Source organism: Natrinema saccharevitans, assembly GCF_001953745.1.
GTDB lineage: Archaea > Halobacteriota > Halobacteria > Halobacteriales > Natrialbaceae > Natrinema > Natrinema saccharevitans.
On record NZ_LWLN01000001.1, the window covers coordinates 2,738,668 to 2,764,385 of the forward strand.

30 protein-coding genes, 1 tRNA gene and 1 pseudogene are annotated in these 25,718 nt (G+C 62.9%); 16 read left to right on the top strand and 16 right to left on the bottom strand.

Annotation, left to right across the window (positions count from 1 at the left end; translation table 11 throughout):
- Positions 1-80: 80 nt before the first annotated feature.
- Entirely contained in the window at positions 81-239 is a 159-nt protein-coding gene (locus A6E15_RS21055; RefSeq protein ID WP_175607268.1) for a DUF7559 family protein, read from the top strand.
- 202 nt (positions 240-441) lie between these two features.
- Positions 442-885, top strand: coding sequence for an Hsp20/alpha crystallin family protein (locus A6E15_RS13955; protein WP_076147080.1), 444 nt, complete (start codon positions 442-444; stop codon positions 883-885).
- A 1-nt stretch (position 886) separates the two neighbouring features.
- On the opposite strand, the gene A6E15_RS13960 is transcribed toward A6E15_RS13955, so the two are convergent.
- The 6 genes from A6E15_RS13960 to A6E15_RS13970 form a co-directional block, all read right to left on the bottom strand.
- Positions 887-2,080, bottom strand: a complete 1,194-nt coding sequence (locus tag A6E15_RS13960) for an NAD(P)/FAD-dependent oxidoreductase (protein WP_076147081.1) — start codon at positions 2,078-2,080, stop codon at positions 887-889.
- 318 nt (positions 2,081-2,398) lie between these two features.
- Positions 2,399-2,692 (bottom strand): DUF7521 family protein, encoded by a 294-nt coding sequence (locus A6E15_RS13965; protein WP_076147083.1) that lies wholly within the window; start codon positions 2,690-2,692, stop codon positions 2,399-2,401.
- A 279-nt stretch (positions 2,693-2,971) separates the two neighbouring features.
- Positions 2,972-3,697: a hypothetical protein gene (locus A6E15_RS20420; protein WP_139326598.1), complete on the bottom strand. Its 726-nt coding sequence runs from the start codon at positions 3,695-3,697 to the stop codon at positions 2,972-2,974.
- An 82-nt stretch (positions 3,698-3,779) separates the two neighbouring features.
- Positions 3,780-4,532: a hypothetical protein gene (locus A6E15_RS20425; RefSeq protein WP_139326599.1), complete on the bottom strand. Its 753-nt coding sequence runs from the start codon at positions 4,530-4,532 to the stop codon at positions 3,780-3,782.
- Between the two features lie 8 nt (positions 4,533-4,540).
- Positions 4,541-5,272, bottom strand: coding sequence for a hypothetical protein (locus A6E15_RS20430; RefSeq protein WP_139326600.1), 732 nt, complete (start codon positions 5,270-5,272; stop codon positions 4,541-4,543).
- 710 nt (positions 5,273-5,982) lie between these two features.
- Positions 5,983-6,276 carry a DUF7521 family protein gene (locus tag A6E15_RS13970; protein ID WP_175607269.1) on the bottom strand — a complete coding sequence of 98 codons (294 nt, stop codon included), beginning with the start codon at positions 6,274-6,276 and terminating at the stop codon, positions 5,983-5,985.
- Between the two features lie 237 nt (positions 6,277-6,513).
- Between A6E15_RS13970 and A6E15_RS13975 the strand changes: the two genes are divergently transcribed.
- Positions 6,514-6,750 (top strand): CDGSH iron-sulfur domain-containing protein, encoded by a 237-nt coding sequence (locus A6E15_RS13975; protein ID WP_076147084.1) that lies wholly within the window; start codon positions 6,514-6,516, stop codon positions 6,748-6,750.
- Between the two features lie 47 nt (positions 6,751-6,797).
- Here the strand turns inward: A6E15_RS13975 and A6E15_RS13980 are convergent, their stop codons facing one another.
- The 3 genes from A6E15_RS13980 to A6E15_RS13990 all read right to left on the bottom strand — a co-directional run bounded on the left by A6E15_RS13980 (position 6,798) and on the right by A6E15_RS13990 (position 10,374).
- On the bottom strand, positions 6,798-9,266 hold the full coding sequence (locus A6E15_RS13980; protein ID WP_076147086.1) for a heavy metal translocating P-type ATPase: 2,469 nt from the start codon (positions 9,264-9,266) through the stop codon (positions 6,798-6,800).
- A 2-nt stretch (positions 9,267-9,268) separates the two neighbouring features.
- The gene (locus A6E15_RS13985) at positions 9,269-10,060 is read right to left on the bottom strand and encodes a sulfite exporter TauE/SafE family protein (protein ID WP_076147087.1); all 792 of its coding nucleotides are present in this window, start codon (positions 10,058-10,060) and stop codon (positions 9,269-9,271) included.
- A 98-nt stretch (positions 10,061-10,158) separates the two neighbouring features.
- Positions 10,159-10,374, bottom strand: a complete 216-nt coding sequence (locus A6E15_RS13990) for a cytochrome-ba3 oxidase subunit (protein WP_066303708.1) — start codon at positions 10,372-10,374, stop codon at positions 10,159-10,161.
- A 100-nt stretch (positions 10,375-10,474) separates the two neighbouring features.
- Here A6E15_RS13990 and A6E15_RS13995 point away from each other — a divergent pair, with 100 nt between their 5' ends.
- From A6E15_RS13995 to A6E15_RS14010, 4 genes are read left to right on the top strand one after another with little or no spacing between them, the layout of a single operon-like run.
- Entirely contained in the window at positions 10,475-10,678 is a 204-nt protein-coding gene (locus A6E15_RS13995; protein ID WP_076148371.1) for a hypothetical protein, read from the top strand.
- Positions 10,675-11,481: a cytochrome c oxidase subunit II gene (locus A6E15_RS14000; protein ID WP_076147089.1), complete on the top strand. Its 807-nt coding sequence runs from the start codon at positions 10,675-10,677 to the stop codon at positions 11,479-11,481. Before A6E15_RS13995 ends, A6E15_RS14000 begins: the two co-directional genes overlap by 4 nt.
- Complete coding sequence (locus A6E15_RS14005; protein WP_076148369.1) at positions 11,474-13,222, top strand: b(o/a)3-type cytochrome-c oxidase subunit 1; 1,749 nt, start codon at positions 11,474-11,476, stop codon at positions 13,220-13,222. The genes A6E15_RS14000 and A6E15_RS14005 overlap by 8 nt, the downstream gene beginning before the upstream one ends.
- Positions 13,223-13,432, top strand: a complete 210-nt coding sequence (locus A6E15_RS14010) for a CbaC protein (protein ID WP_076147090.1) — start codon at positions 13,223-13,225, stop codon at positions 13,430-13,432.
- Positions 13,433-13,475: 43 nt separating this feature from the next.
- Here A6E15_RS14010 and A6E15_RS14015 read toward each other — a convergent pair whose 3' ends face one another.
- Together A6E15_RS14015 and A6E15_RS14020 are read right to left on the bottom strand one after the other, a co-directional pair.
- Positions 13,476-14,510 carry a mannose-1-phosphate guanylyltransferase gene (locus tag A6E15_RS14015; protein ID WP_076147092.1) on the bottom strand — a complete coding sequence of 345 codons (1,035 nt, stop codon included), beginning with the start codon at positions 14,508-14,510 and terminating at the stop codon, positions 13,476-13,478.
- Position 14,511: 1 nt separating this feature from the next.
- Positions 14,512-14,823 (bottom strand): DUF7091 family protein, encoded by a 312-nt coding sequence (locus A6E15_RS14020; protein WP_076148372.1) that lies wholly within the window; start codon positions 14,821-14,823, stop codon positions 14,512-14,514.
- Positions 14,824-14,941: 118 nt separating this feature from the next.
- Between A6E15_RS14020 and A6E15_RS14025 the strand changes: the two genes are divergently transcribed.
- The 5 genes from A6E15_RS14025 to A6E15_RS14045 all read left to right on the top strand — a co-directional run bounded on the left by A6E15_RS14025 (position 14,942) and on the right by A6E15_RS14045 (position 19,989).
- Positions 14,942-15,832: a dihydrodipicolinate synthase family protein gene (locus A6E15_RS14025; RefSeq protein WP_076147094.1), complete on the top strand. Its 891-nt coding sequence runs from the start codon at positions 14,942-14,944 to the stop codon at positions 15,830-15,832.
- A gap of 202 nt (positions 15,833-16,034) precedes the next feature.
- The gene (locus A6E15_RS14030) at positions 16,035-16,964 is read left to right on the top strand and encodes a replication factor A (RefSeq protein ID WP_076147095.1); all 930 of its coding nucleotides are present in this window, start codon (positions 16,035-16,037) and stop codon (positions 16,962-16,964) included.
- A gap of 1 nt (position 16,965) precedes the next feature.
- The gene (locus A6E15_RS14035) at positions 16,966-17,610 is read left to right on the top strand and encodes an RPA family protein (protein WP_076147097.1); all 645 of its coding nucleotides are present in this window, start codon (positions 16,966-16,968) and stop codon (positions 17,608-17,610) included.
- A gap of 300 nt (positions 17,611-17,910) precedes the next feature.
- Positions 17,911-18,930: an AI-2E family transporter gene (locus A6E15_RS14040; protein WP_076147098.1), complete on the top strand. Its 1,020-nt coding sequence runs from the start codon at positions 17,911-17,913 to the stop codon at positions 18,928-18,930.
- 189 nt (positions 18,931-19,119) lie between these two features.
- Positions 19,120-19,989, top strand: coding sequence for a universal stress protein (locus A6E15_RS14045; protein ID WP_076147100.1), 870 nt, complete (start codon positions 19,120-19,122; stop codon positions 19,987-19,989).
- A gap of 130 nt (positions 19,990-20,119) precedes the next feature.
- Here A6E15_RS14045 and A6E15_RS14050 read toward each other — a convergent pair.
- Positions 20,120-20,798 (bottom strand): annotated as a pseudogene (locus tag A6E15_RS14050) (alpha/beta hydrolase).
- A 257-nt stretch (positions 20,799-21,055) separates the two neighbouring features.
- Here A6E15_RS14050 and A6E15_RS14055 point away from each other — a divergent pair.
- On the top strand, positions 21,056-21,460 hold the full coding sequence (locus A6E15_RS14055; protein ID WP_076147101.1) for a ribbon-helix-helix protein, CopG family: 405 nt from the start codon (positions 21,056-21,058) through the stop codon (positions 21,458-21,460).
- A gap of 25 nt (positions 21,461-21,485) precedes the next feature.
- Here the strand turns inward: A6E15_RS14055 and A6E15_RS14060 are convergent, their stop codons facing one another.
- Positions 21,486-21,713: a hypothetical protein gene (locus A6E15_RS14060; RefSeq protein ID WP_076147103.1), complete on the bottom strand. Its 228-nt coding sequence runs from the start codon at positions 21,711-21,713 to the stop codon at positions 21,486-21,488.
- A 151-nt stretch (positions 21,714-21,864) separates the two neighbouring features.
- Positions 21,865-22,320: a DUF5814 domain-containing protein gene (locus A6E15_RS14065; protein ID WP_066303680.1), complete on the bottom strand. Its 456-nt coding sequence runs from the start codon at positions 22,318-22,320 to the stop codon at positions 21,865-21,867.
- A 147-nt stretch (positions 22,321-22,467) separates the two neighbouring features.
- Here A6E15_RS14065 and A6E15_RS14070 point away from each other — a divergent pair.
- Both A6E15_RS14070 and A6E15_RS14075 read left to right on the top strand, forming a co-directional pair.
- A tRNA-His gene (locus A6E15_RS14070) sits at positions 22,468-22,539 on the top strand.
- A gap of 257 nt (positions 22,540-22,796) precedes the next feature.
- On the top strand, positions 22,797-23,150 hold the full coding sequence (locus A6E15_RS14075; RefSeq protein WP_076147104.1) for a hypothetical protein: 354 nt from the start codon (positions 22,797-22,799) through the stop codon (positions 23,148-23,150).
- Between the two features lie 30 nt (positions 23,151-23,180).
- Here A6E15_RS14075 and A6E15_RS14080 read toward each other — a convergent pair whose 3' ends face one another.
- Positions 23,181-24,029 (bottom strand): alpha/beta fold hydrolase, encoded by an 849-nt coding sequence (locus A6E15_RS14080; RefSeq protein ID WP_076147106.1) that lies wholly within the window; start codon positions 24,027-24,029, stop codon positions 23,181-23,183.
- Positions 24,030-24,314: 285 nt separating this feature from the next.
- Complete coding sequence (locus A6E15_RS14085; protein WP_076147108.1) at positions 24,315-25,175, bottom strand: aldo/keto reductase; 861 nt, start codon at positions 25,173-25,175, stop codon at positions 24,315-24,317.
- A 176-nt stretch (positions 25,176-25,351) separates the two neighbouring features.
- Here A6E15_RS14085 and A6E15_RS14090 point away from each other — a divergent pair, with 176 nt between their 5' ends.
- Positions 25,352-25,642: a DUF7577 domain-containing protein gene (locus A6E15_RS14090; protein ID WP_076147110.1), complete on the top strand. Its 291-nt coding sequence runs from the start codon at positions 25,352-25,354 to the stop codon at positions 25,640-25,642.
- Positions 25,643-25,718: the final 76 nt, after the last annotated feature.

The window sequence follows — 25,718 nt, forward strand, 5'->3', positions numbered from 1 at the left end:
AGCGGGAGTGAGCCGGCCGGAGCCTGCAGCCGTCGTGGGTGAAGCCAATGTTGATTAGTTTCCCGACCGAACCGGACGGTATGCCGCCGACGGAAGAGATCGTGTGTACCGACGACGACTGTTTTCTCGATATCTTCGAGAACCACTACACCTACGACGTTCCCGACGACCTCGAGGTTTCCGACCTGTCGTGTCCGGTCTGTGGCGGGACCGACTGTCTCGAGCGGGTCGAACTCTGACGGGGGAATGGCGTCCGTCCGTCGCCCTGCTGCGGACGATATCGAGCCGCGCGTCTGACGTTTCTTTTGTTCCGGGCAAAAGGGATATGAAGCGGGCTCGTGTATCCGTTCGTACGGTCATGTCTACCACGTACTGCCAGTCCCTTCTCTCGGCCCCCACGACCGTCGCTCGCGCCGACTGTCCCGCCCGGGGTGAGTTTCCGTGAGTCTCAAAGACCTCGGCAGCTCAGTCGGCAGGACGTTGTATCGACAGATCGGACGCGCGAACGGCCGCGTCCAGAATCACCGCTCGCTCGCCGTCGATATCCTCGAGACCGACGACGCCTATCGGGTCGTCTTCGACGCGCCCGGTGCCGAACCGGACGACGTTCAGGTTCGATATCTCGATGGCACCGTCAAGCTCCGGATCGATCGCTTCCGAGGATTCCACGAGGGTTACGAGATGCGGTTCCCCGGCCGGGGGATGTCGCTGTCGGGCGTCGCCGAACTGCCCGCCGACGCCGTCGTCGACCCCGACGCCGGAACCGCTCGCCTCACCGAAACCGGAACGCTGAGCGTCGAGATTCCGAAAGGGTCGTCGCTCGAGGAATCCGACCGGAGCGCGTCCGCGGAGACGGACACCGAACCGGTCACCGTCGACGACTGAATCAGTTCGGCTCCGTCGTCGTACCCGTCGCGATCTCGAATTCTTCGTCGCCGTCGAATCTGGTTGGATCGAACGCCGCGACCCCGTCGCTGCCGAGGATCTCGTCCGCGAGTCGCTGTCCGATCGCCGGCGCGCGCATGAAGCCGTGGCCCTGGAACCCGGTCGCGACGTAGAACCCGTCCCGAACCTGTCCGACCAGCGGGTCCCGGTCCGGAGTCGCCGTACAGAGCCCGGCCCACGACCGCGTGACGGCGTTCTCGGCCGCGAGATCGAGCGCTGGAACCCGATGTGAGATCCGCTCGCGGAGGTCGGTTCGGAACTCGGGATCGGCCTCGCGATCGTAGCCGTCGGGATCGGCTTCGCGTTCCTCGGTCCCGTCGCCCGCGAGGACGCCCTCGGCGTGGGGTCGCAGGTAGAAGTCGCCGCTGGCGTCGTAACACATCGGCTCCGACAGGTCCACGTCCGCGACCAGCGCCTGGACGCGATAGGGCTTCACGGCCAGTTCGAGGCCCGCGTCCGCGAGCAATCCACCGGTCCGGGCTCCGGCGGCCACGAGGACCGCGTCGACCTCGTGGACCGCGCCGTCCGGGCGGATCACGCGGGCGGGATCGGGCCGGACTTCGACCGGCATCTCGGTCTCCAAGGTCGCGCCCGCACCGGTGGCCGCGGCCGCGAGACAGGCGGTGTACTCGGCGGGATCGGCGTAGCCCGCCGCGCCGGCGATCCCGGCGACGGCCACGTCGTCGGTCCGCAGGGCGGGGAACCGGTCCGAGAGCGCGTCGCCCTCGAGTTCGAGCGCGACGACGCCGTTCTCTTGCATGCGCCCGACCTGGTCCCGGATCGCGTCGGCGCGGTCGGGGTCGTCCTCGCGGGCGAGCCACACGTAGGGACACTCGGCGAACGCGAAGGTATCGTCGCCCGAGAGCGCGCGGAAGCGCTCGATGGCGTCGCCGGCGATCTCCGCGTCGAGCCCGTCCGCGAACGCGTCGTAACAGATCCCCGCCGCCCGGCCGCTGGCCCCGCTGGCGACGCTTCCGCGGTCGTAGACAGTCACGTCGGCACCCTCGCGCGCGAGGTCGTAGGCCGCGGTCGCGCCGACGGCGCCCGCGCCGACGACCGCGACCTCGAGGCCCCTGCCGTCCTTCGTGAACGCGTCCGCACCGACCGCTAGCTCGACGTCGTCCGGTCCGCTCATTGACGATCGCCCTCCGACGCGGTGGCCGATCCGTTCGACGCCTGCCCGTCGGCTGCGTGTTCGGTTCGCATAGCGGTCACTCGTGTGTCGGTCCACTTACCTCTGGGTGGTTGCGCTGTCCGAGCGAACGCATCGCCTGTGCGAAGACCGGCGCGTCGAACGAAAGGGGGAGTGGATGGGGGAAGAGGGGGTACGACGGCAGGGGGCGTGAAGCTCCATGGTTCAGCGCCGATCGTCCCTGCCGTACCTTCGGATATTCCCCGATCACGGATACGGTTACTCCCAAATAAATTTGGCCGAGCGCGACATCGACGCGGCTCAAGTCACGTACAACGAGTATGCGATCACGAAGAAGCCGGCCAGTACTAGCAGGCTCTCGAGGAGGATGCCGGTCATCAGCGGGACGCCGAGTATTTCATACAGCATGCCGGCCAGTACCAGTCCGAGGGTGACGAGACCGAAGCCGAGCGAGAGATAGCCCAGCGCGGGCTGGCGGGTGCGCCGGTAGGCCTTGTAGGCGAAGAACGTGATGACGCCGCCGACGATGAGAACCAGCGTCTTGACGACCGCGAGGGCGATCGCGGTCGGCATTGCCGCGGCGGAGATCCACATGACTATTCTCATTTCGATATTCAAGACCTGTACCAAGAATATTTCCTTTGTCCGATGAACTGGCACGTAATATCGAATATCGAGACTAGTTGCCTCAAAATCAGTCCAGATCGATGAGGAGATTTAGCAATCGGTCAAGGATATCATATAGGGCAAGGGAAAATAGCAATGTGAAATGATTTTATATTCCCCTATGATAGAAAAACACCTTTGGGTATTATGTTATATTAGTTCAATTGAATCAATTACGCGTGAGATTTAATGAAACAACTATTGTGCTCATTCTCTCAACGCAAACACATCAACTTCTGTGTCCCCAATACTTATTTCGTCAAAATCACAATGAGGGTAAATAAATTCCAATGAATACCTCTCTCCAATTTCTGGGTCGGAGATCGTTCTCTCTTCACTCTGGACAAGTGTTCCTGATTTAGAGTACAGATTTAGACGGACATATATCGGGTACTGTTCGTCTTTGTTCTCGACCTCTACTAAGGTACCACGACTGGTATCAGCACCACTATTAATTCCCCTCCAAGAAATATTATTCACCCTTACTTCTTCTGGTGAAACCATAGTCGGTCCCCCATCTTCTTCCGCTGCTAGTTGTATCTCATAATGATCAACTACTTTTGAACCCGCTTCAAAAGAGGCCACAAAACGATATTCTATATTTTCTTGACTACTATAGACCATATCAGAAGCGGCTCCTATCTTTGATGACTCTGAAAAAAATTCCACATTGATTTTGTTTATATTTCCTAGCTCAAGTACTCCTCTCACACTATAAACTTCGCCCCTATTTTTATAAATATTATGTGATTTTATTATGTCTTTTCTATGATTCACAACGCCATCAGCGTCAATTATATTGCATGGAGGGTTAGTCTTATTATCTTCAATATATGTGGTTTTATCGCCACTATTATTTGCATCTCTTGCTGAACAACCACTGAGATATGATATGAATGGTACACTACTAGCCAGAAACTTTCTGCGCTCCATAATATAGTTTCCAAGTGCTTTGAATATAAACTATTCTATATAGAACCGGTCCGTATTATTATCTCATTTGGGCATACATTCCCTATAAAGAATCCTTCATTTCCACATGTAAAGCCCCGTGATTTCTTACCTCAATCACAGGCTCTAAATCTATTTTTATAGTGTAATTATGTTTGTTACTTTCTCCATTTATCTCTACAGTATCTCCTTTCCCCCATTCTTTTCTCACTCTCTCGTCCTTATTTTTTATATTTGGAGATTTTGATATGTTAGCCTTCGCACTTCTAACTGGGAGTTTGTGTTTCATCATTTCTCCGAGATTCACCTCATACGGTTTCTGATTTACGTCCGTTTTAATATTCCCTCCCGAAGAGATTTTATTTACCCTAATTTTAGGAGTAGTATACTCTTCGGAGAGAGATATTACTGCTGCTGGAGCACCATTTTTTGTTAATTCGACTACTGGTGCGCTTGTCCGTCGTTCAAAGTGGATCTCTGATCCGGGTTTCTCAAATGAATTGTAATATATTACCTTTTTATTATTCCTCAATATTTCTAATTCCCTATCATCTAATGAGCGTTTATAGATAGTGACTTTCCTATTATTCGCCTGAATGTCAAACGGTCTAGGGTCGCAATATGTCGAGTAGTTCAAATTAGATATCTGTTCTTTATCTATATTAACCATATTGCTTTTTTCAGATATTATTGATAGATGAATCGGGCCAATTCCAGTTGAGGAAGCCTGTGCTGTTTTGCTTACTGCGCCAAGGCCTATGACTGAACTAGACTTCAAAAATTGCCGTCTCTCGATTTCTCTGGTATTTTCCTTCATATTATCACCTAATTGTTGTTTTCAAATGTGTGTTTAACAGCCTCTTTTTCACACTGTGTAAGGCTTGTTGTATACCCGACCTTAGAATAGGTAACTGATCTCAAACAGTCTCCATTTGACCACTCGTCGTAACCATATCCGCCTAAGAGGGGACTAGCTACGCCATTATAGTATCCACTACTGTCAGAGAGAAGCGTACCGAGGAAATGATCACGGTTGGTTTGGTTATCGCAACAGTCAACATTACCAATCAGATTATCAACCTCATCAATAGCATTGTTTACAGTGGTGTGAAGAGCTTCATGTACTGTCCGATTAGCAATCCTGTTATAACCGTTGATATCATCAGTTCCTACGGTCGCGTGCCTTGAGGTTGTAAACGCCTGTGAACCGTTAGATCTAATAGTTGAATTTCCGAGACCCCCGCCGTGTTTATTAGTGACTGATAAATGCGTCCCTGCTTCCCCTACTTCGTTTTCTACCCATTCACCGAAATCATTGTGTGTGCTTTTTAATTCGGATCCGACACTGAGATCTGTTTCTTCTTCAAGGTTACCCACAAACCGGAACACCACAAATGAACTGATAATGTCCTCCCTGTACAATGTATCACAAAAGTCAATCATGGCATCCTGTACTGTGGTATATAAGAGTCCCTCATCATCGCTTTCCCATGCGTAGAGGTACACTCTGTAGTCGTCTCCGATTCCATGCTTGTCGACTATCTCAAATTGCGCCATTCATAGGTGAAATTGATTGTTACGAACATGATACTTTCTGTTAAAACATACACACATTTTAATATACTATATGTTAATAAGTTATAGTATAACGGGATAGTTCTAAATGCGCTCTATACGGATTGGCCCAGTAATACGCTCATTTTCCTTGTCACTATGATAGCTCATATTTGCAGACGATTCATTCAAGTTTACAGACGCCAGCTCCTGCACTGAGTTTGAACAGTGGGTCTCGAAGTGCTATCGCAAATCAACACGCACTCGACTGAGGGTGAACGGGTTGGGAATAGACCCTGAAATCATCCTCGATGACGCGACTGGTCGAACTCGAGACAAAGAGCCCTAAAAGCTCGAACCGGACGACATCAACGACGAGAACGGCGACATGGCGGTCTGTCAGTGCGGCTCTTGGACGGCTTCCCCTTCTGTGACAGGAGCTACTGGCGGACCCACGACGAAGCGACGGAACAACCCACGTCTACGAGGACGAGGAGCAACGGGTCCTCGAGGAAGCGCTGGACCCTCGAGTAGCTGTTCGGACGATTGCCCCGGAAGGAAAAGGGAGCGTGGGTGGGGGAGAAGGGGTACGACGGCAGGACCGCGGAACTCCATGGTTCAGCGCCGGTCGTCCCTGCCGTACACTCACTCACTCCGGAAGCACGGATACGAGTGATCCAAATATATTTGACCGAGCACCGCCTCGGCGCGGCTCAGGTCACGTACAGGGAGTGCGCGATCACGAGGAACCCGGCCAGAACCAGCAGGCTCTCGAGGAGGATACCGGTCATCAGTGGGACGCCGAGTACCTCGTACAACATACCGGCGAGTACTAGACCGAGTGTAACGAGGCCGAAGCCGAGCGAGAGATAGCCCAGCGCGGACTGACGAGTGCGCCGATAGGCCTTGTAGGCAAAGAACGTAATGACGCCGCCGACGACGAGAACGAGCGTCTTGACGACCGCGAGGGCGATCGCGGTCGGCATTGCCGCGGCGGAGATCCACATAGCGATTTCTATCCTGATTTTCAATAGCCGAACCAAGAACCTTGCCGTTCCTGAAGGCGATGTTCCGTGCCACCACGACTCGTGGACAGTCGCCGATACTGGGAGTCGGCGTCGACGACCGATCACGGGATTACGGTCGTAACTGCTTTCGCCGTGGGGTGGCGCGCTGGCACGCCACACCGCCGTGACACGGCCGCGAGCGAACCGTTTTGACGACGGCGACACGAGACACACGCGATGACGCGACTGGTCGAACTCGAGGCGAACGGCCCTCGGAAGCTCGAGCCGGACGACATCGACGACGAGAAGGGCGACGTGGCGGTCTGTCAGTGCGGGCTCTCGGACGACTTCCCCTTCTGTGACGGGAGCCACCGGCGGACCCGCGACGAGGCGGACGGTACGACGTACGTCTACGAGGACGGACAGCGACGAGAAGTCAAGCGGGTCGTGACGACTGACGACGCGGAGGAGTAAGAGCACTCGAGCGTCCGTTTCCCGCCCCCATCACGGTGGCCCGCGTCTCACAGCGAGCGCGCGGAGTTACAGACGACGAGCAGGCTGCTCGCAGCCATCGCGACGGCGGCGAACAGCGGGTTCAACAGGCCGGCGACGGCTAGCGGGATCGCGACCGCGTTGTAGACGAATGCCCAGCCGAGGTTCTGCCGGATCCGTCGGTGGGTCGCCGTCGCCACGGCGAACGTCTCGCCGACGGCCGTGAGGTCGTCACCGACGATCACCGCGTCGGCCGCGTCCGTCGCGAGCTGTGTCCCTCCGCCCATCGCGATGCCGACGTCGGCCGCGGCCAGCGCGGGCGCGTCGTTGCTGCCGTCGCCGACCATCGCGACCGTCCCGCGGGCCCGGAGTCGGTCGACGGTCTCGGCTTTCGCCTCCGGCGGCACGCCCGCGAAGACTTCGTCGACGCCCTCGAGATCGCGGAAGCGCTCGGCCGCCGCTCCCTCGTCGCCGGTGAGGACGACGACCTCGTGATCCGCCGAGAGGTCGGTCAGGGCCGCCTCGAGGTCCTCGCGGGGCGAGTCTCCGACGACGACGACGCCGTGGACGTGGTCTTCCCAACCGACGACGACGGGCACGCGGCCCGCCGTTCGCGCGTCCTCTATCCGGGGCTCGAGTGCGTCGGGGATCGCCAGCCCGCGCTCCCGGCAGAAGTCGGGGTGGCCGACGACGACCCGGTCGCCGTCGACGCGGCCGCTGACGCCGCGGCTCGCCCGCTCGAATCCCTCGACGGCGCTGGCTGTCGTCGCATCGTCGGGTGCCGCGTCGGCGACGGCGGCCGCGACGGGGTGTTCGGAGAGGGCCTCGACCGCGCCGGCCCGCCGGAGCAGTTCCTCGCGGTCGGGGCCGTCGTCCCCGGCGTCCCCGGCGACCGTATGGACGGCGTCGACGGTCATCGTCCCGGTCGTGAGCGTCCCCGTCTTGTCGAGGACGACGGTATCGACGTCGGGGGCGTCCTCGAAGATCGTCTCCGCGGCGACGACGATCCCCCGTTCGGCGGCGGACTGGATCCCCGCGGCGATGGCCAGCGGCGTCGCCAGCCCCAGCGCACAGGGACAGGAGACGATGACGACCGTGAGCCCGAGCAACAGCGCCGTCGCCGGGCTCGAGCCGGTCGCCAGCGAGACGGCGACCGTCCCGATGGCGAGGGCGATCACCAGCGGGACGAAGACGGTCGCGAGCTTGTCCGCGAGCCGCTGGACGCCCGGCCGGGAACTCTGGATCGACCAGAGCAGGGAGACGAGCCGGTCGAGGGTACTTTCCGCTTCGTCGCCGACCGCGACGACGAGCGGGGCGTCGGTGACGACGGTTCCCCCGCGGACCGGATCGCCCGGCCCCTTCTCGGCCGGCAGCGACTCGCCGGTGACCAGCGACTCGTCGACCGCGGCCGATCCCTCCGCGATCTCGCCGTCGAGGGGAACCCGCTCGCCGGGACGCACGAGCAGGCGGTCGCCGGGCTCGACCGCCTCGAGGGGTACCGTCTCGCCGCTCTCGCGGCGGGCCTCGTCGACCTGCCGTTCGGTCAGGTCGGAGAGCAGGCCGGTCGCGCGGCGCTTGACGATCCGTTCGTAGCGCCCGCCTGCGGTGACGACGAGGACGACGGCGACGGTGACGTCGAAGTAGAGGTGGGCGTTGCCGAGCAGGATCGCGACGGCGCTGTAGCTATAGGAGCCGAGTGCCGCCGTCGCCACCAGTAGGTCCATGTTCGGGCTGCCGGCCCGGAGGCTAACGTACGCCCCCCGAAGGATCGGACCGCCGGTATAGAAGAGAATAATCGAGGTGAACACCCATATGTTCGCCGACAGAAAGGCGCTTTCGTACCCGCCGAAGTCGGCGACCGGCTGGTAGCCGAAGTACGTCGGGTAGAGAAACAGGACGTACCACATCATGACCATCATGCCGAAGAAACCGCCGAACAAGAGCGGCGCGAGCCCGTCGTCCGAGCCGCTCGTCTCGCCCGCGGCGGATCGGTCCGACGCGGTGTACCCGTATCCGGAGACGAGTTCCGGGAGGTCGTCGGTATCGAGTCGATCGGGATCGTAGACGAGCCGAATCGTATCCGTCGCGTAGCTCGCCGTCGCGCCGCGGACCCCTGGTTCTCGCTCGGCGGTGGTCTCGAGGAACGCCTCACAGGTCGAACAGTGCATGCCGTCGACCGCGAGATAGGCGTCCTCTCCGTCGAGATCGTCGAGGTCAGGCCCGTCGTCTCCGGAATCGAGACGGGATTGGACCGCCGACTCGTCGGGTGCGTCGTCGGTCCCGTCGAGCGCGCGAGCGACCTCGAGACAGCCGCGACAGCAAAACGTTCCGTCGACGTCCGGGTCGGTGATCGGCTCCGCCGGCGTCGGCAGGTCACAGAGGTCGCAGGCGTCGGGGGCCGAGTCGCCGACCGCCGCCGTCCCGTCGGTCGCACTCGAGCCGTCGGTGTCGGCCGGTGACGACATCGAACCCCCGGCGGGTGGTGAGTCCGGAGCCATCGTTAGAATAGTGGTTCGTACGGGAGCGGAAGATGGGGCAGGTGGATGCCGTACAGCATCAGGCCGTGCGAGAGGGGGATGTAACCGAGGAGAATAAACGCCGCGCCCAGCGCGCGGTGAAGTCGCACCCGCGTGTCGACGTCGATCGCAGTCATAGCGGTGCCGTAGACGAACAGCGTGGGGATCGTTCCGACTCCGAGGACGGCCAGCGAGAGCGCGCTACGTGCCGGCGACCCCAGCGCGAACGCGTAGAGATACGCGGGATAGATGATCGGACACGGCATGACCCCGTGAACGGCACCGAGCGCGACGATCCCCGGCGACGTCGCGAGCCGATCGATACGGCTCGAGAGCAGCTCCGAGAGCCGGCGAAACAGCGTGCCGACGATCGGGAGCCCGTGGCCGGGAACGGCGGTCTTTCCTCGGAGGTAGTAGAGCCCGCTCGCGACGATCGCGATCCCGACGAGGATGCCGGTCGCCCCTCTGACGCTATCCCCGACCGCGGCGACGGCCTCGCTCGAGGCGATCGTCACCGCACCGAGGAGACCGAACAGGCCACCGATCGCGGCGTAGCTGATCGTCCGGCCGAGGTTGAACAGCGCGTGCTGGCGCACCTCGTAGCCGGTCAGCGTGTCGTCGCGGCGCTTGTCACTGGCGTCGCCGATCCGGTCGGCGTAGGTCGTCACGAGCGGGCCGCACATTCCCAGACAGTGTGCGCCGGCGAGCAGCCCGACGACGAAGAGGACGAATAGATTCACGTGCCCGAGGTCGAGTCCGGATCCCGGACTCGCCATCAGCGGTGTGCCGACGGAGAGCCAGGCGGCTCGGTGCCCCGCACCAGTCGTCAATAGCTCCAGCGGGAGTGAAAGGGGAGTCATCTCGCGGGCGGCAGTCACCCGGCAGTTCCGTTGCCGTTACCGTGGTGATCGCCGTGCGAGCCCTCGACCGGGGACATCGCGACGTACAGTGAACCGACGATGAGAACGACGTTGACCGTGCTGACGGCACCGGCGTATACCGAGTTGGTGAGTCCGTAGACGAGCAACGGAACGATCGCCAGTAGCCCCGCGGTCGCAGCCAGCCGCGGCGATACTGTCTCGAGATTCATACTCGCCACTGTGCGCGACGAGGGCTTAATACCCCACCCTCTTCCCATCGATCGGGAACCAAGGTTGATGGTAAGTCGCCCCTATTCCCTACTCGTCCGTATGAGTCCCAGAACAGAACAACGGGAGCCCGATCAGGTTCGAACACTCGGGCACGAGGAGTACGACCCGATCGGGACGGCGATCCTAATCGGAATTTACTTCCTGATACTGGTACTGCTATGGATATTCATGTACTTCGTTGAGTTCCTCGGCAACGGGCCGACCGTCGTCGGAATGGCCCTGACGGTGGTGGGAGTGGCATGAACATTCACACCTACGAGAAGGTCTGGATCGTCGCTTCCATGGTGTTAATCGTTGGTTTCATCGCGACGATCACTTACGGGGCGGTCGGCCCGGGTATCGCGATGATCGACGACGACGGTGGCGACATCAATCCCGACAAAATCAACGACGACGAACGGTTCGCCGAGCCCGGCGTCGAACACGTCGGCGGCAACGAGTACGAAGTCACGGTCGTCGCACAGGCGTGGTCGTACACGCCCAGCGAAATCGAGATACCGGCCAACAGCGAGGTGACGTTCTACGTCACCAGCCGGGACGTGACACACAGCTTCTCCGTCGTGGGAACGAACGTGAACACGATGGTCGTTCCCGGGCAGGTCTCGGAGATGACCGCGAAGTTCGACGAACCCGACGAGTACGGCATCCTCTGTAACGAGTACTGCGGCGAGTTTCACCACACGATGGAAGGAAAACTGAACGTCGTCCCCGAAGACGAGTTCGACCTGACCGAACTGTCCGTCGAGGCCGACGACGAGATCGACGCGGGCAACGAGACGACCATCACCGCAAACGTGGAAAACGGCATGCAAGAGGACCTCGAGACGACCGTCTCCCTCGAGATCGGCAATCAGACGCAGGAAGAGGACGTGACGGTGCCCGGCGACGGCAGTGAGGAAGTCGAGTTCACCGTCGACAGCGCCGACCTCGGCGAGGGTGACAACGACTGGACCGTGACCGTCGACGACTACGAGGAAAGCGGAACGCTGTCGGTCGTGACTTCCGAGGGCAACGAGTCCGCTGACGGAGGTGACGGCGATGCGTAACGCCTACCTCGATCAGTTCCCCGACGAGGCGCGAGTGATCAAAGCGGCTTTCTGGAGTTCCTTCATCGCGCTGGCGATCGGCGGGGTGCTCGGGCTGGTGCAGGCGCTTCACCGCACCGACGTCTTCAGGTTCATTCAATCACCCGACTACTACACCGTACTGACCGCCCACGGCGTGTTGCTGGTGATCGTGTTTACGATCTTCTTCCTCGTGGGGACTTTCACGTGGGCGGTAACGACCAGCCTCGATCGGGGCGTCGTCGACGTCCGGTTCACCTGGGCCTGGTACATCATGATGGTCATCGGCGCGGCACTCGCCGGGATCACGATCTTTAGCGGCTTCCTCAACTCGGCGCCGTCGATACTCGGCTCGAAGTTGAACGCCGACGTCCTCTTTACGTTCTACGCGCCGCTTGAGGCCCATCCGTTCTTCTACATCGGCTTGGTGCTGTTCGTTGTCGGCTCCTGGCTCGCCGGCGTCGACTGGTTCCGGACGTGGTTGGCCTGGCGGCGCGAGAACCCCGACGAGCGGATCCCGCTGCCGACCTTCATGGTCCTGACGACGACGCTGTTCTGGTACATCTGCACGCTGGGTGTGGCCACGTCGATCCTCGTGTTCCTGCTGCCGTGGTCGCTGGGGATCACCGAGTCGGTTAATCCGCTGTTGACCCGGACGCTGTTCTGGTACTTCGGCCACGCCGTCGTCTACTTCTGGCTGATGCCGGCGTACCTGATGTGGTACACCATGCTGCCGAAGTTCTCCGGCGGGAAACTGTTCAGCGACCCGCTTGCACGCGTCGTCTTCGTACTGTTCTTGCTGCTCTCGACGCCGCTCGGCATTCACCACCAGTATCTGGATCCGGGCATCGCCGAGGGGTACAAGTTCATCGCGATGACGAACACGATGTTCCTCCTCCTGCCGAGCCTGCTGACCGCCTTCACCGTCGTCGCGAGCATGGAACACGGCGCGCGACAGCGCGGTGGAGAGGGCTACCTCGGTTGGCTGAAGGCGCTCCCGTGGCGCGACCCGATCTTCACCGGGATGGCGCTTGCGGGCCTGATGTTCGCCGCGGCCGGCTTCTCCGGCATGATCAACGCCGGCATGAACATCAACTACCTCGTCCACAACACGTGGTGGGTCGTCGGGCACTTCCACCTCACCGTCGGCACTGCCGTCGCGCTGACGTTTATGGCCGCCTCCTACTGGTTCATCCCGCAGCTGACGGGCAAAGAACTCTGGAACCGGTCGGTCGCACTCGGACAGGTCGTCCTCTGGTTCATCGGCATGACGTTCATGACCAACGCGATGCACCGCTCCGGGCTGTTCGGGCTTCCCCGCCGGACCGCCGAACCGCAGTACCAGGGCTTCGACTTCGAGCCCGCCGTGGGTACCGTCGGCGAGATCAACATGCAGGTCGCACTCGGCGCGGCCATCCTGACGCTGTCGCTTGCCCTGTTCCTCCTGAACATGGTCATGACCTCGATCGGCAGCAACAGCGAGTCGATCCCCGACAACACCTACGCGGATACGCTCTCCGGAGCCGAGGACTCGCCGCGCATCCTCGACAATCTCAAACTCTGGACCGCGATCGCCGTCGTCCTCGTGATTATCGCGTACACGCTCCCGCTCGCGAGCATCATCGACGCCGGCGGCCTGTTCGGACCCAACATCGAGGGCGTCAGACTCTCGACGTGGGTCGATCCCGCCGTCATCGAGTCCCTCAGTGAGGTGATCCGATAGATGCGCATCTCCGAAGGGGCGCTCCTCGTCGTTCTGGCCATGCTCGTCCCGTTCATCGTCGAACTCCGGACGGCGCTCTCGTGGTTCGGCATCAAACTAACCATCCTCGAGACGCTCATTCTCGGGTCGGTGATCACGCTGGCGGTCCTCGTGTGGGCGATGCGGCCCGAAAAGAACGATACGAACGGGGGATCGTCCCGGCCAAGCTGACCTGCCCCGTTTTTTCTACCGACTCCTCGCGACGGCTCGATTCTTAAAACCCGTCGCGATCGCGCAGCAATTCGACGACCTCGCGGACCCGCTGTGACGACTCCCGCGGCGCGACGAGGATCCGATCGTCGTAGGCGGCGACGATCAGCTCTTCGACCTCGAGCAGGGAGACGTGCCGGTCGGGCGCGGCGACGACGTTGTCGGTCGCGTCGACCGAGAGAATCCCACCGGCGACGCGGTCGTTCGTCGCGTCCGCGTCGCGGTTCGATCGGGTCCGCCCGACCGCATCCCACGTCCCGAGGTCGTCCCACGCGACCGGCAGCGGCGTCACGAAGACGTCGCTTGCCCGCTCCATGATCGCGTAGTCGACGCTGACGGCGTCGATCGCGTCGAACCCGCGCTCTGGCTCGCCGGCCTCGAGGGCGTCGACCAGCCCCGCGAGCGGCGAGTCCCGCGCCTCCCGAAGGAGGGCGGTCGGCGTCCAGGCGAAGATCCCGGCGTTCCAGTACGCACCCGACTCGCGGAGCCGCCGCGCTTCCTCGCGGTCGGGTTTCTCCGTGAAGCGCTCGACGGCGTCGTAGTCCGTCCCTCCAAGGGCGTCTCCGCCGTCCGCGGGAACGAGGTAGCCGTAGCCCGTCGCCGGTCGCGTGGGTTCGACGCCCAGCGTCACGAGACCGCCGGTCTCGGCGGCGATCTCGGCGGCGCGCTCGAGGCGAGCAACGAACACCGCGTCGTCGTCGACGTGGTGGTCACTGGGAAGCGAGAGCAGGACCGGCTCCCGGTCGAACCGCTCGCGGAGCCGCCAGGCGGCGTAGACCAGCGCCGGGCCGGTGTCCCTGCCGGCGGGTTCGACCAGCAGGCCCGCCTCGGGCGCGCGGTCGTGAACCGCGTCGACGAACGATTCGCGAGTCAGGACGTAGCGTTCGTCGGCGAAGGCGGTCCGATCCACCGTCCGCGAGAGCAGCGAGCGGGTGCCGCCGAACTCGAGGAACTGCTTGGGGCGATCCCCCCGACTCGCGGGGTAGAGCCGGCTGCCGATGCCCCCGGCGAGGACGCAGGCGACGACGGGCCGGTCCATCTCACCAGGTCTCGATCCGCCCGCGTCGGACGTCTTCGGCACAGCCCTCGCAGTCGGGATGGTCCGCCTCGTAACAGGCCGGTCGGTACTCCTCGTCTAATTTCGCCGCCCGCTGTTGGGCGTAGCGTCGACAGACGATCTTCGCCCGGCCCGCCTCGTCGGTGGGTAACTCGCGGGCGTTTCGCGCCACCTCGTAGGCCTCGCGGGCCTCCTCGAGCTGGCCGTCGGTCGATCTGCGAAGCTCCTCGAACTGCTCGCCGGCTCCCTGCAGCGTCGAGCGCAGGAACCGCTCGAGTCGACGCCGATCCGCCATTACCCCCGATTCGACCGCCGGACACATAGGCCCGCCGGTGGTCCGGGGCGATCGCCGACCGATCCCGATCGCGGAACCGATGATAACGACTTTCATTATCCCGACGAAGGCAACGACTATGGCTATCCGAGATGCCCTCCGGGGAATCACCGCACCGACGGTAACCCCCTTCGACGACGGCGCGATCGACGAGGCGGCTCTGACCGACCTGCTCGACCACCTCGAAGACGGCGGCATCGACGCGGTCTTTCCCTGCGGGACGACCGGCGAGTTCCCGAGCCTGACCGCCGACGAACAGCACCGGGTCGTCGAGGCGACGGTCGAGCGCGTCGACGTCCCGGTCGTCGCGGGAGCGGCCGCCACGAACGTCGCCGACACCGTCGCGGCCATCGATCGGGCGGCCGAGGCGGGGGCCGACGCCGCCGCGATCGTCGCGCCGTATTTCACGACGGCGAACACGCCTGCAGGCAACCGAGAGTTCTTCGAGGCCGTCCTCGAGGACGCCGCGCTCCCCGTCTTGCTGTACAACATTCCGCAGTGTACGGGCCGGCGCATCGAACCCGAGACCGTCGCCGCCGTCGCCGATCGCGATGAGGTCCTCGGGATCAAGGACTCGAGCGGCGACCTCGCGTATTTCCTCTCGGTGCTGCGGGCGACGCCCGACGAGTTCCGCTGTCTGCAGGGATACGACGCCCTGCTGGTACCCGCCTTGCGGATGGGGGCCGACGGCGGAATCAACGCCCTGTCGAACGTCGTCCCCGAAGTATTCGGCGAGGCGTTCGCCCGGGCCGACGAGGAGCGCGGCCGAGAGCTACAGCGCGACGCCATCTCGCCGCTGTTCGAGGCCTGTACGAGCCACGGCTTCGCGCCCGCGACGAAGGCCGCTCTCGCTGAGCGCAGCGTCCTCGACGCCGACGAGGTCCGTCCACCGCTGGTCGGCGTCGACGACGCGGGGACCGAGACGATCGGTGACGCCCTCGAAACGGCGCTCGAGGTCGGCGGGCAGTAACCCTTCTCCCCGCTCCCGGCACCCGCCGCCGGCAGAACCCGGCCACACCGCCGTCGGCCGGCAGACTGAATCTACTACACAACGCCGTCTTGCGGTTTCTTCCGCTGTCGTTCACTTTCGCTCCGGTGCCGGTACTTTAAATACTATCGGGCGTGAACGGACGTATGCCTCCCACTGAAACCGAAGAGGAGGCGTGAAGCCAATGAGCGACGTACGACAACACGCGGACGACATCCACGAGCAGTTTTCGGACCACCTCGACGTCGACGTCGAGGACGTCGAGGAGCGCCTGACGACGCTCGTCGACGAGTACAAAGTACCGATGGACGAGGCGCGCCGAAGCGTCACCAACCACTACCTCGAGGAGGCCGGCTTAGAGCGCGAGGACATCTCGAGTGGCGACAGCGAGGCGGCCAACGTCGAGGACGTCGACGAGCCCGAGGAGTGGATCGACCTCACTGCGAAGGTCATCGAACTCTGGGATCCCCGGAGCGACTCCGTCGCGCAGGTCGGCCTGCTGGGCGACCCGACGGGGACGATCAAGTTCACCAAGTGGGCCAAATCCGACCTCCCCGCGCTCGAGGAGGGCGGCGTCTACGAACTTCGCAACGTCGTCACCGACGAGTACCAGGGCCGGTACTCGGTCAAACTCAACTCGACGACGGTGATCGAGGAACTCGACGAGGACCTCGAAGTCGGCAACGACACGAGCGAGATCGAGGGCGCGCTGGTCGACATGCAAAGCGGCAGCGGGCTGATCAAGCGCTGTCCCGAGGAGGGCTGTACCCGCGTCCTCCAGAACGGCCGCTGTAACGAACACGGCGAGGGCGAAGGCGAGTTCGACCTCCGCATCAAGGCCGTCGTCGACGACGGCATCGACGCCCACGAGGTCATCTTCGACAAGGACGCCACCGAGAACCTGACGGGGCTGAGCTTAGAGGAGGCCAAGGAGATGGCGATGGACGCCTTGGACACGACCATCGTCGCCGACGAGATCCGCGAGGACATCGTCGGCACCTACTACCGCATCGAGGGGCCGACCTTCGGCCGGTACGTGCTGGCCGACGACGTCGAGGAACTCGACGGGCCGATCGATGGCGAGGAACTGCTGATCAAAGCGAGGTCGATGTGACATGAGCGAGGCAGAACTCACTCGCGAAGTCGCCCGCCGCGTCTTCGCGTCCGAATTCAACGACTCGACGTACACCTTCAAAGAGAGCGACGACGAGCGCGCGCCCAACTACGCGCTCTTACCGACGGGCGACCGCGCGAACCGCGTGTTCGTCGTGGGCACCCTGACCGAGACCGAGGACGTCGGCGACGAAAGCGAGTACTGGCGCGGCCGGGTCGTCGACCCGACCGGGACGTTCTTCGTCTACGCCGGCCAGTACCAGCCGGAAGCCGCCGCGGTCCTGCGGGACACCGAGCCGCCGGCGTACGTCTCGATCGTCGGCAAACCACGCACCTACGAGACCGACGACGGCACGGTCAACGTCTCATTGCGGCCCGAGTCCATCGCGGTCGTCGACGACGCCACCCGCGACCGCTGGGTCGTCGAGACCGCCGAACGTACCCTCGACCGCATCGAGGCCTTCGAGGCGTGGGAAGCCGAGCAGGAAGCGCCCGAAAGCGGCTCGACCGCGCCGGCCAACGAGTACGCCCGGATGGCCCGCGAGCGCTACGACTCGCCGGTCGTCAACTACCGCAACGACGTCATCCAGGCCCTCGAGCAACTCGAGGACGTCGAGGAGAGCGACGACGCGGAAGCGACGGTCTGAACCGCCGACCATCGTTCGGTTTCCGGTGCCTTTTCGCGTCTACTATAGTAGCCGCTGAAAGGGCAGACGTCTCCAGAGGAAAAGCGGGAAACGGTCGGATAGCATATCACCCGTGAACGCGATTACTGCGGGCAGACGGGAGAGACGGACTGCGTTCGAACTGGCACCACCCCTCGGCGAGCCCACTCCGAGGTCTACCCCACCGAATTCGGGTCGCATACCGCAACAACGTCAGTATCCATACCGCCGTTCTCGGGGTGAGCGCAAATCTTTTCGTCACTAGCTGACTAATTCGCGGCCGTGAATCTCAGTAAAGGGTTTCTCCTGGCTCTCATCGCCGTCCTTTTCGTACTGTCGGTCTTACTGATTCAACCGTTTCTCCAGTACGTCCTCGGTGCCGTACTCCTCGCGTACGTACTCTACCCGCTGCAAGTCCGATTCGAAGAGTACACGTCGCCGATGGTGGCTGCACTCTCCCTCGTCGTTCTGGCAGTCGCCGGAGTCGTCGCGCCGTTCACCGTAGTCCTCGCGACCGTCGCGGATAGCGCCGAACGAATCCTCCAGGACTACGACGCCGACGCGATGCAGGTAGAGGTAATCGAATCCCGTATCGAGGACGTGACCGGACAAGAGGTCGATATCGTTTCTGAACTCGCCAGTTACGGACAGGAAATCGGAACGACCGTGTTAGCACGGTCGACCCAGACGATCAGCACGGTCACGTTCCACCTCATCGGGATCGCGCTGGCGCTCTTTCTCGTCTACTATCTCCTCAAAGACGGCACCGATCTCGTCGACTGGCTCCACCGAACGGTTCCACTCCCCAGGGACATCCAGCGCGACCTTTACGCCGAAATCGACGACGTGATGTGGGGCGTTCTCTTCGGGCACGTCTTCGTCGCCTTCGTCCAGGGAGTCGTCGCCGGGATCGGGCTCGCGGTCACTGGCACCCCAAACGCGGCGTTCTGGACGGCCGTCATGATCGTTCTCGCGATGGTTCCGCTCATCGGTGCGATCCCGGTTTGGGGTGGGGCCGTGGTCCATCTGTATCTCGCCGACGAACCGTTACTCGCCGTCGGACTGTTCGTCTACAGCGTTATCATCGTCGGGCTCACCGACGACTATCTCCGTCCGTTCGCCGTCGATAGATACGCGGACCTCAACCCCGCCGTCATCCTCCTCGGTATCCTCGGCGGTGCGTACGCCTTCGGTGTCATGGGGCTGTTCTTCGGTCCCGTCGTCCTCGGCGCGCTCAAAGCCACCCTCCGCGTCGGCCAGGATCACTGGATCCAACTCGACGAGAGCGCGACGGTCGACTGACTGCTCGTGGACATCCTCGAGGCGACGGTAGCGCGATTCCTCGACATCTGTCGACTCGGAGACTCGTCTCATTCGTTCCGAGCGTCGTGGTGAGCGGACGGGTTCTGCTCCTCGTTTCGGTTTCTGGAGTACCGGTACCTGAGGGTAACAAACACATTTGGAGATGCCCCTCGTAGGACCTCGAAAGGTATGTACCAGAACATTCTGCTCCCGTTCGACGGGAGCGACGAAGCTGCAGCGGCGTTGCATCACGCTGCCGAGGTCGCACACTGGGCCGACGCCACCATCCGCGTCCTCTTCGTCGCTGATACGACGCGTGACAGCGTCACCGTCGTTGAAACGCAAGTCGTCGACGCACTCGTCGAGGAGGGAGAGGACGTCGTCGAGGAAGCGGAGAAAACGCTGCACACGCTCGGGGCGGACTACGATTCAGACATCGTACAGGGGAATCCGGCGCCGGCGATCGTCGAGTACGCCGACCGGCACGACCACGACCTGATCGTGATGCTGACGCACGCCCGAACGGGAGTGTCACGGTTCCTTCTCGGAAGCGTCACCGAAACGGTCGTCCGTCTTTCTTCCGTCCCCGTTCTAACGGCGCGGATGCAGCCCGACGAACAACTAGTGTTCCCCTACGAGAACGTCCTCGTACCGACGGACGGGAGCCCCGGTGCAACGCACGCTGCCGAGTACGGACTCTCCCTTGCAGCGGCCCTCGAGGCGACCGTTCACGTGCTGTCCGTCGTCGACGACGCCTCACTCGGTCCGGACGTTCGCTCGACCCGATCCGGCCAGGAGAGCGAACGGGCTGCCACCGATGCCGTCGAGGACGTCGTCGCCGAGTCGGAGTCCCACGGCGTTACGAACGTCGTCCGGCACGTCGAACACGGCACGCCTTCCGAGCAAATACTCGACGCCGTCGAATCGAACGACATCGACACGGTGGTGATGGGGACGACCGGGAAACGCGGGACTGATCGACTCCTGCTCGGGAGCGTCGCCGAAACGACCGTCCGCTCCGCGCCAGTTCCTGTCATCACGGTCGGACGCGGCGAGTAACGACTCAGTGGGGGTATCGAGCTTGGCGGAACAGCGGCGAACACTCGCGGCGGATGCGCCGGGGTTCCCGTCGAACCGGAGCTGCCGTTCGCTCGAGAGAATCCTTCGGGAAGGGGACGTCGAGTCCGACTCACTCGTCCAGACGCGCCTCGAGCATCGCGCCGATCGCCGCCAACTCGTCGTCGGTGACCTCGTGACCCGTATCATGGTAGCGCCGTTCGTCGACCGCGGCGTTCGCTCGTGCGAAGAACCGGACCGTCTCGGCGACGCGGTCGCGGTCGACGTAGGGGTCGTCCGCGCCGGAGCCGACGAGTACCGGCGTCCCCTCGAGCGAGTCGTCGACCGACGCCGATCGGCGCTCATCGCTCGAGCCGGGAAGCGTCCCGGAGAGAAGGAAGACGCCGCCGTACCGCGTCGGATTCCGGCGGACGAACTCCGCGGCGACGGCGGCACCCTGCGAGAAGCCGCCGATCAGCGTTCGCTCCCGCGGAACACCGATGTCGGCCGCCGTCTCGAGCGCCGCGGCGATCGCGTCGGCGCTGGAGGAGAGCCACGGCTCGTTGTCGGCTCGCGGCGCGGTCGTCGGGTTTGGGATACCAGCGGCTGTGCTCGGCGTCGGGAGCGAGGATGGTGACGCCGTGGCGAACCGCCGGCTCCACGAGGTTGACGGCGCTCTGGGCGGTCGCGCCGCGGCCGTGGCAGACGACGAACGCGGCGTCGGCGGCCATCGCGGGCGCGCCGGCGGTGAGCAGTGGTCGGCCGGCGTGGGGTCCCGAGATGGCGTCCATCGAGCGACCGGCACCCGTCACCGGTCCGCAGCGGCGTCGCCCGCGTCGGTCTCACTCCTGGCCGGCACCGTTAACTCGAGGCGGTCGCCAATGCAATCTCGGTCGACGGTCAACATACGCCGCGTTGGGCCTCGAGGCCCATCGCCTGTCGGGTCGGGACAGCGTACATGAACGCAGCCGTTACGGCCCGCTCGGATACCCGAACACGGCCAGCGGTTGCTGGGACGTCCCGCGTCTGACTAATAGTTAAGTTCCGTGAACGACGACTAGGTGTACCGATGGGGAACAAGAACAAGACCATCTCGTTTCGGGTCAACGAGGACGCCTTCGAGGCGCTGCAGGCGATCGCCGAGGAGCGCGACATCTCGCTGTCGGCAGTCTTCCGGGACTACGTCGACCAGTTGGTCGAACACGACGGGCAGGTCGAAGTCGTCCCCGAAACGGACCTCGCGGCCCGGGCGGACGACGGGGACGAGGTCTCGTTCCCGCCGACCGTCGAGGTGCCAAAGCAGTTCGTCCGCGAACACGAGCGCCTCGAACTCGAGGCCGAACACCTCCGGGAACAACTCGAGGAGTACAAGGCCTACGTCAACGACCTGCAGGACCGCCTCGAGGACGAGGAAGAGGAAATCCTGTTGCTCGACGAACTCGACGACGAGGACGAATCCTACCAGTTGCACTGACGACGCGGTCCCGGTCGGAACGCACCTACCGGTCGTCGTCCACGCCCAGATAACCGAGTTGCCGCAAGTCCTCGCGGGTCGAGTCGTCGAGGTCGGCGTCCGCGAGCGCGTCCCGTCCGATGTCGTGTCGTTCTTCGATCACCAGCAGGAGCTGGCGCGCGGTCCGGATCTTGAACCGCAGATCCGGATCCTCGAGTTCCCCCTGCACGCTATCGAGCATCGTGTTGATCGTCTCTATCGTCGTGTCCGCCATCGGTTCTCGATACGGAAAACCTACTGATGTCGCGCTCGACGATTATAGATAATTAATAATGTTCGAAACGCGTAGGTGGGCCGCTACTGTCGAGAGACGAAGCGTCGGTCCGGTGTACAGGAGTCGAATCGGAGAATGGGCCACCGATCGCTCACCGCTCGAGGTTCCGCTTCGCCCGCCGGATTTCGTCGTGTTTCTCCTCGGCACCGTCGACTCGTGCCAATCCCTCGGCGGCCTCGAGGGTTCGAACGGCGTTATCGAGGAACGAGAGGACGTCGCCTGAGTAGGCATAGACCATGTAGTCGTCGGTCATCACGTCGACGATCGCGTCCGGGCCGAGCCCCTCGGCGCGCAACTCGAGCAGGTACGTCATGAACTTCCGCTCGGGACAGCCACAGTAGGGGTTGTTGTCGCAGCTACAATCCAGGAAGTCCTGCGTGAAATCCAGGACCCGATCGCGGGTCGCGTCGTCGAGTTTCTCGAGGCCCTCGCCCTGGAAGAGCATATCCAGCGTCGCTCCCTTGAACGCCCCTTTTGGGATGTTCGTCTCGAGCTGGGAGCTGAGCTGGCGGTGGTTCTTGACGTAGATCTTGTCGGTGATGGCCACGCGTTGGCGGGGCTAGCGCCCGCGGATCGAAAAACGTCTCGGTCGCGACTCGACCACCGGCCGAAACCGAGCGAGAGCGTCGCACACTCCGTCCGGGAGTCGTAACGTATTTTAGTCCAACCGGCTGTAGGTTCAGGTGTAAGCGCGTCCGGGTTGGGGTAGTGGTTATCCTTCAGCCTTGTGGAGGCTGAGACGCGGGTTCGATTCTCGCACCCGGACCTTCTGAGGAACGTAGTGACGAAGAAGGCCGGACGGCGAGATCGAACCACGCGAGACGAGTGAAACGAGTCTCGCAGTCGGGTTCGATTCTCGCACCCAGACGTTTCTGTAGCAGTAACCTGAACGAAGTGAGCGACTGAGCGACGGCTCGAGGCCGCGTACTGTACTCGATCGACCGTCATGGGAGCCGCCGGAAGCGAACCGAGTCCGAGCCACCGACGCGCAACTTTTTGCCATGCGGTTCCGATACTGCCGATATGACTCACGGACTGGAGCCGACCGAGGAGTACGACGGCTCCATTACCGTCCACCTGCTGGACGACCAGTCGGGCCGGGAGGAGATCCGCTGTGTGTCGTACGAAGAGGCCATCGACGTCGTCAGAGCCACTCACCGCTCGGTCACGGTCGCGAAGATCGTCGACCGGGACGGCGAGGTCGTCTTTACCTCCGCGGAGATGGCGATCGACGACTGGGCGACGGAGTGGGAACGCGCGAAACGCCGCCTCTCCGTCGACGTCGAGGAGTACGACTGCCCCCACGACAACGTCGCCTGTTTCGCCGACGATCTTTGCATCGACTGTCAGATCGACAGGGTCAAAGAACAGTACTGAACGCGGAGTCATCACCGGCTCGAGGGGCGGTCACGCAGCGTCGTCGAGAAACGCCGTCAGCCGATCGACGAAGTAATCCGGCCGTTCCTCGGGAATCCAGTGACCCGCCCGGTCGACGACCTCGCCGGAGACGTCGGTCGCGACCGTCTCCATGTCCCGGATCGGCAGCTCCCGAAACGAGGCCGCACCGCCCAGTGCGAGGACCGGCAGCTCGAGCGGATCTTCGGCGTGGGTGCGGTTGTGTTCGGCGTCGGTCTCGTAGGCGCGGTAGTACTCGAAGCCGCCCCGCAGGCCGCCGGCCTGCGAGTAGCAGCGGACGTACTCGTCGCGGGCCTCGTCGTCGATCGCCGACGGATCGTACGCGCCCTCCTTGTAGAACCAGTCGAGATACAGCCGCTCCCGGCCGGCAACCAGCCGCTCGGGTAGGTCACGAACGCCGTGAAATCGGGTGTGCCAGAGTTTCTTCTTTCCGTCCTCGTTGATCCCCGGTAAGCCGGCCTCAAGGACACAGAGCGCGCGGACTTCGTCGCGATACTGGGCGGCGTAGGCGTAGGCCGTCGGCATCCCCCAGTCGTGGCCGACGAGCGCGATCCGATCGTCCCCGAATCCGAGGTGGGCGACGAGTTCCCGGACGTCGGTCGCGACGGTGTCCTTGTCGTATCCCGAGGTGGGGGTCGCGGAGTCACCCAGCCCCCGGAGATCGGGTGCGATGACGGTGTAGTCGTCGGCGAGGGATGGAATCACGTCCCGCCACTCGTACCACGTCTGTGGCCAGCCGTGACACAGGACCAGCGGCGGGCCGTCGCCGGCGGTCACGTAGTGGAGTTTCGTGTCGTTGACGCGGGCCTGCCCGTGTTCGAGGTCGTCACGTGCAACCATACGTCATCATTGCGGGACTGACGTATCAGGCTTCCGTCGGAAACGGGGTGACGGTTCGATCCGCTTCGGGGGTCTTTCGAGGGAGGGGGCAACACCGGGCACTGGCCTGATCATGCACTCGCGTTTCGGGCCGACAGCCCGTACCACGCCGGATGGCAGCTGCCCGACGCGACGCCTCCGACATCGTCGGAGCCGGCGTCGCGGTATCTGGGGCTCGGTCTACCCCACGATCGCTTCGAGCGCCGCGGGCCGGCCCGTGGTGTCGTGACTGACCAGGTCCGGGATCTATTCGGCCGCGTCGGTCAGGCGCTGTACCTCGTCGTCGGACAGCGACAGTCCCGAGGCGGCCACGTTCGACTCGAGGTGATCCGGATCCGAGGTACCGGGAATCGGCAGGATGACCGGCGAGCGCTCGAGCAGCCACGCGAGGGCGACCTGTCGGCGCGTCGCGTCGTGGGCCTCGGCGATGTCGTCGAGGAGGTCGCCGTGTTCGGCCAGATCGTCGCCGTTGATCGGGGCCCACGGGATGAATCCGATGTCGTTCTCCTCGCAGCGTTCGAGGGAGTCGGCCGCGCCGCGGTCGTTCAGGTTGTACCGGTTCTGGACGGTCGCGATCTCGACCTGTTCACGGGCCCGATCGATGAGTTCGGGGGAGACGTTGCTGAGGCCGACCTGCTCGACGAGTCCCTCGTCTTTGAGTTCCGCGAAGGCCGCCACGGAGTCCTCGAAGGGCGTGTCGTCGTCGGGCCGGTGGAACTGGTAGAGGTCGATGGTGTCGGTCCGCAGTCGATCCAGCGACGTGAGAACCTGATTGCGGATGTAGTCGGGGTCGCCGTGGGCGAGCCAGTCGCCCTCGCGGTTGCGCAACAGGCCGGCCTTGGTCGCGACGAGGACGTCGTCGGGATCACCGATGGCCTCGCCGATGAGCCGCTCGCTGGTCGCCGGGCCGTAGGAGTCGGCCGTGTCGATGAGGTCGACGCCGCAGTCGACGGCGTGTTCGACGACCCGGCGGGCCTTCGCTTCGTCCTCGGGCGCACCGATGATGTCCTCGCCCGTGATCCGCATCGCCCCGAACCCGAGCCGATGGACCGTCGTCTCGCCGATCTCGAACGTGTCGCTCTCGTTTGTGATCGAGTTACCGTTCACGTCCGTCCCGTCGGCCTCGGGCCCCTTGAGGTGTTGGCTTCCCGAACGGAGTGCCGGTTACACCGGTCGGCTCGCTTCGCCGACCGACTCGAGGTGGGCGACCGTTCGTCTCGAGACGTCACTGATGTATGGACACACACCACAATCGAAAACCGTCGAGCGGTCGTAGCGACGACATGGTTTCCCCCGGGCAGCTCTATGCCGTCGCCATCGGCGTTCTCCTGCTCGTCGCGTTGGGAGTCTGTGTCCCGGTTCTCGTACGGATCGTCCGGGACGGCCTCGAACGCCACCACAAGCGGCGGGCCGGCGAACTGAAGCGTTACACCGACGACGAGGAGTTCGACCGCGGCCCCTCCGCCTCGCTCGAGACGGATCCAGCGGGTCGAACGCACGTGACGTGTCGTCACTGTGGGACGGTAAACGACGCCGGGTTCACGTACTGCCGTCGATGTACGACGCCGCTTTGATCGGCGTCGGATCACCGATCGGAGACCGTTCGGTGTCGGCCGTTTCGCAGTCGAGTCCGGAGTCAGTCGCGACTCG

Bases quoted from the DNA above. Each gene is read 5' to 3' on its own strand.
- A6E15_RS21055 (WP_175607268.1), top strand. From the start codon at position 81: ATGCCGCCGACGGAAGAGATCGTGTGTACCGACGACGACTGTTTTCTC.
- A6E15_RS13960 (WP_076147081.1), bottom strand. From the start codon at position 2,080: ATGAGCGGACCGGACGACGTCGAGCTAGCGGTCGGTGCGGACGCGTTC.
- A6E15_RS13965 (WP_076147083.1), bottom strand. From the start codon at position 2,692: ATGTGGATCTCCGCCGCGGCAATGCCGACCGCGATCGCCCTCGCGGTC.
- A6E15_RS20420 (WP_139326598.1), bottom strand. From the start codon at position 3,697: ATGGAGCGCAGAAAGTTTCTGGCTAGTAGTGTACCATTCATATCATAT.
- A6E15_RS20425 (WP_139326599.1), bottom strand. From the start codon at position 4,532: ATGAAGGAAAATACCAGAGAAATCGAGAGACGGCAATTTTTGAAGTCT.
- A6E15_RS20430 (WP_139326600.1), bottom strand. From the start codon at position 5,272: ATGGCGCAATTTGAGATAGTCGACAAGCATGGAATCGGAGACGACTAC.
- A6E15_RS13970 (WP_175607269.1), bottom strand. From the start codon at position 6,276: ATGTGGATCTCCGCCGCGGCAATGCCGACCGCGATCGCCCTCGCGGTC.
- A6E15_RS13975 (WP_076147084.1), top strand. From the start codon at position 6,514: ATGACGCGACTGGTCGAACTCGAGGCGAACGGCCCTCGGAAGCTCGAG.
- A6E15_RS13980 (WP_076147086.1), bottom strand. From the start codon at position 9,266: ATGGCTCCGGACTCACCACCCGCCGGGGGTTCGATGTCGTCACCGGCC.
- A6E15_RS13985 (WP_076147087.1), bottom strand. From the start codon at position 10,060: ATGGCGAGTCCGGGATCCGGACTCGACCTCGGGCACGTGAATCTATTC.
- A6E15_RS13990 (WP_066303708.1), bottom strand. From the start codon at position 10,374: ATGAATCTCGAGACAGTATCGCCGCGGCTGGCTGCGACCGCGGGGCTA.
- A6E15_RS13995 (WP_076148371.1), top strand. From the start codon at position 10,475: ATGAGTCCCAGAACAGAACAACGGGAGCCCGATCAGGTTCGAACACTC.
- A6E15_RS14000 (WP_076147089.1), top strand. From the start codon at position 10,675: ATGAACATTCACACCTACGAGAAGGTCTGGATCGTCGCTTCCATGGTG.
- A6E15_RS14005 (WP_076148369.1), top strand. From the start codon at position 11,474: ATGCGTAACGCCTACCTCGATCAGTTCCCCGACGAGGCGCGAGTGATC.
- A6E15_RS14010 (WP_076147090.1), top strand. From the start codon at position 13,223: ATGCGCATCTCCGAAGGGGCGCTCCTCGTCGTTCTGGCCATGCTCGTC.
- A6E15_RS14015 (WP_076147092.1), bottom strand. From the start codon at position 14,510: ATGGACCGGCCCGTCGTCGCCTGCGTCCTCGCCGGGGGCATCGGCAGC.
- A6E15_RS14020 (WP_076148372.1), bottom strand. From the start codon at position 14,823: ATGGCGGATCGGCGTCGACTCGAGCGGTTCCTGCGCTCGACGCTGCAG.
- A6E15_RS14025 (WP_076147094.1), top strand. From the start codon at position 14,942: ATGGCTATCCGAGATGCCCTCCGGGGAATCACCGCACCGACGGTAACC.
- A6E15_RS14030 (WP_076147095.1), top strand. From the start codon at position 16,035: ATGAGCGACGTACGACAACACGCGGACGACATCCACGAGCAGTTTTCG.
- A6E15_RS14035 (WP_076147097.1), top strand. From the start codon at position 16,966: ATGAGCGAGGCAGAACTCACTCGCGAAGTCGCCCGCCGCGTCTTCGCG.
- A6E15_RS14045 (WP_076147100.1), top strand. From the start codon at position 19,120: ATGTACCAGAACATTCTGCTCCCGTTCGACGGGAGCGACGAAGCTGCA.
- A6E15_RS14055 (WP_076147101.1), top strand. From the start codon at position 21,056: ATGGGGAACAAGAACAAGACCATCTCGTTTCGGGTCAACGAGGACGCC.
- A6E15_RS14060 (WP_076147103.1), bottom strand. From the start codon at position 21,713: ATGGCGGACACGACGATAGAGACGATCAACACGATGCTCGATAGCGTG.
- A6E15_RS14075 (WP_076147104.1), top strand. From the start codon at position 22,797: ATGACTCACGGACTGGAGCCGACCGAGGAGTACGACGGCTCCATTACC.
- A6E15_RS14080 (WP_076147106.1), bottom strand. From the start codon at position 24,029: ATGGTTGCACGTGACGACCTCGAACACGGGCAGGCCCGCGTCAACGAC.
- A6E15_RS14090 (WP_076147110.1), top strand. From the start codon at position 25,352: ATGGTTTCCCCCGGGCAGCTCTATGCCGTCGCCATCGGCGTTCTCCTG.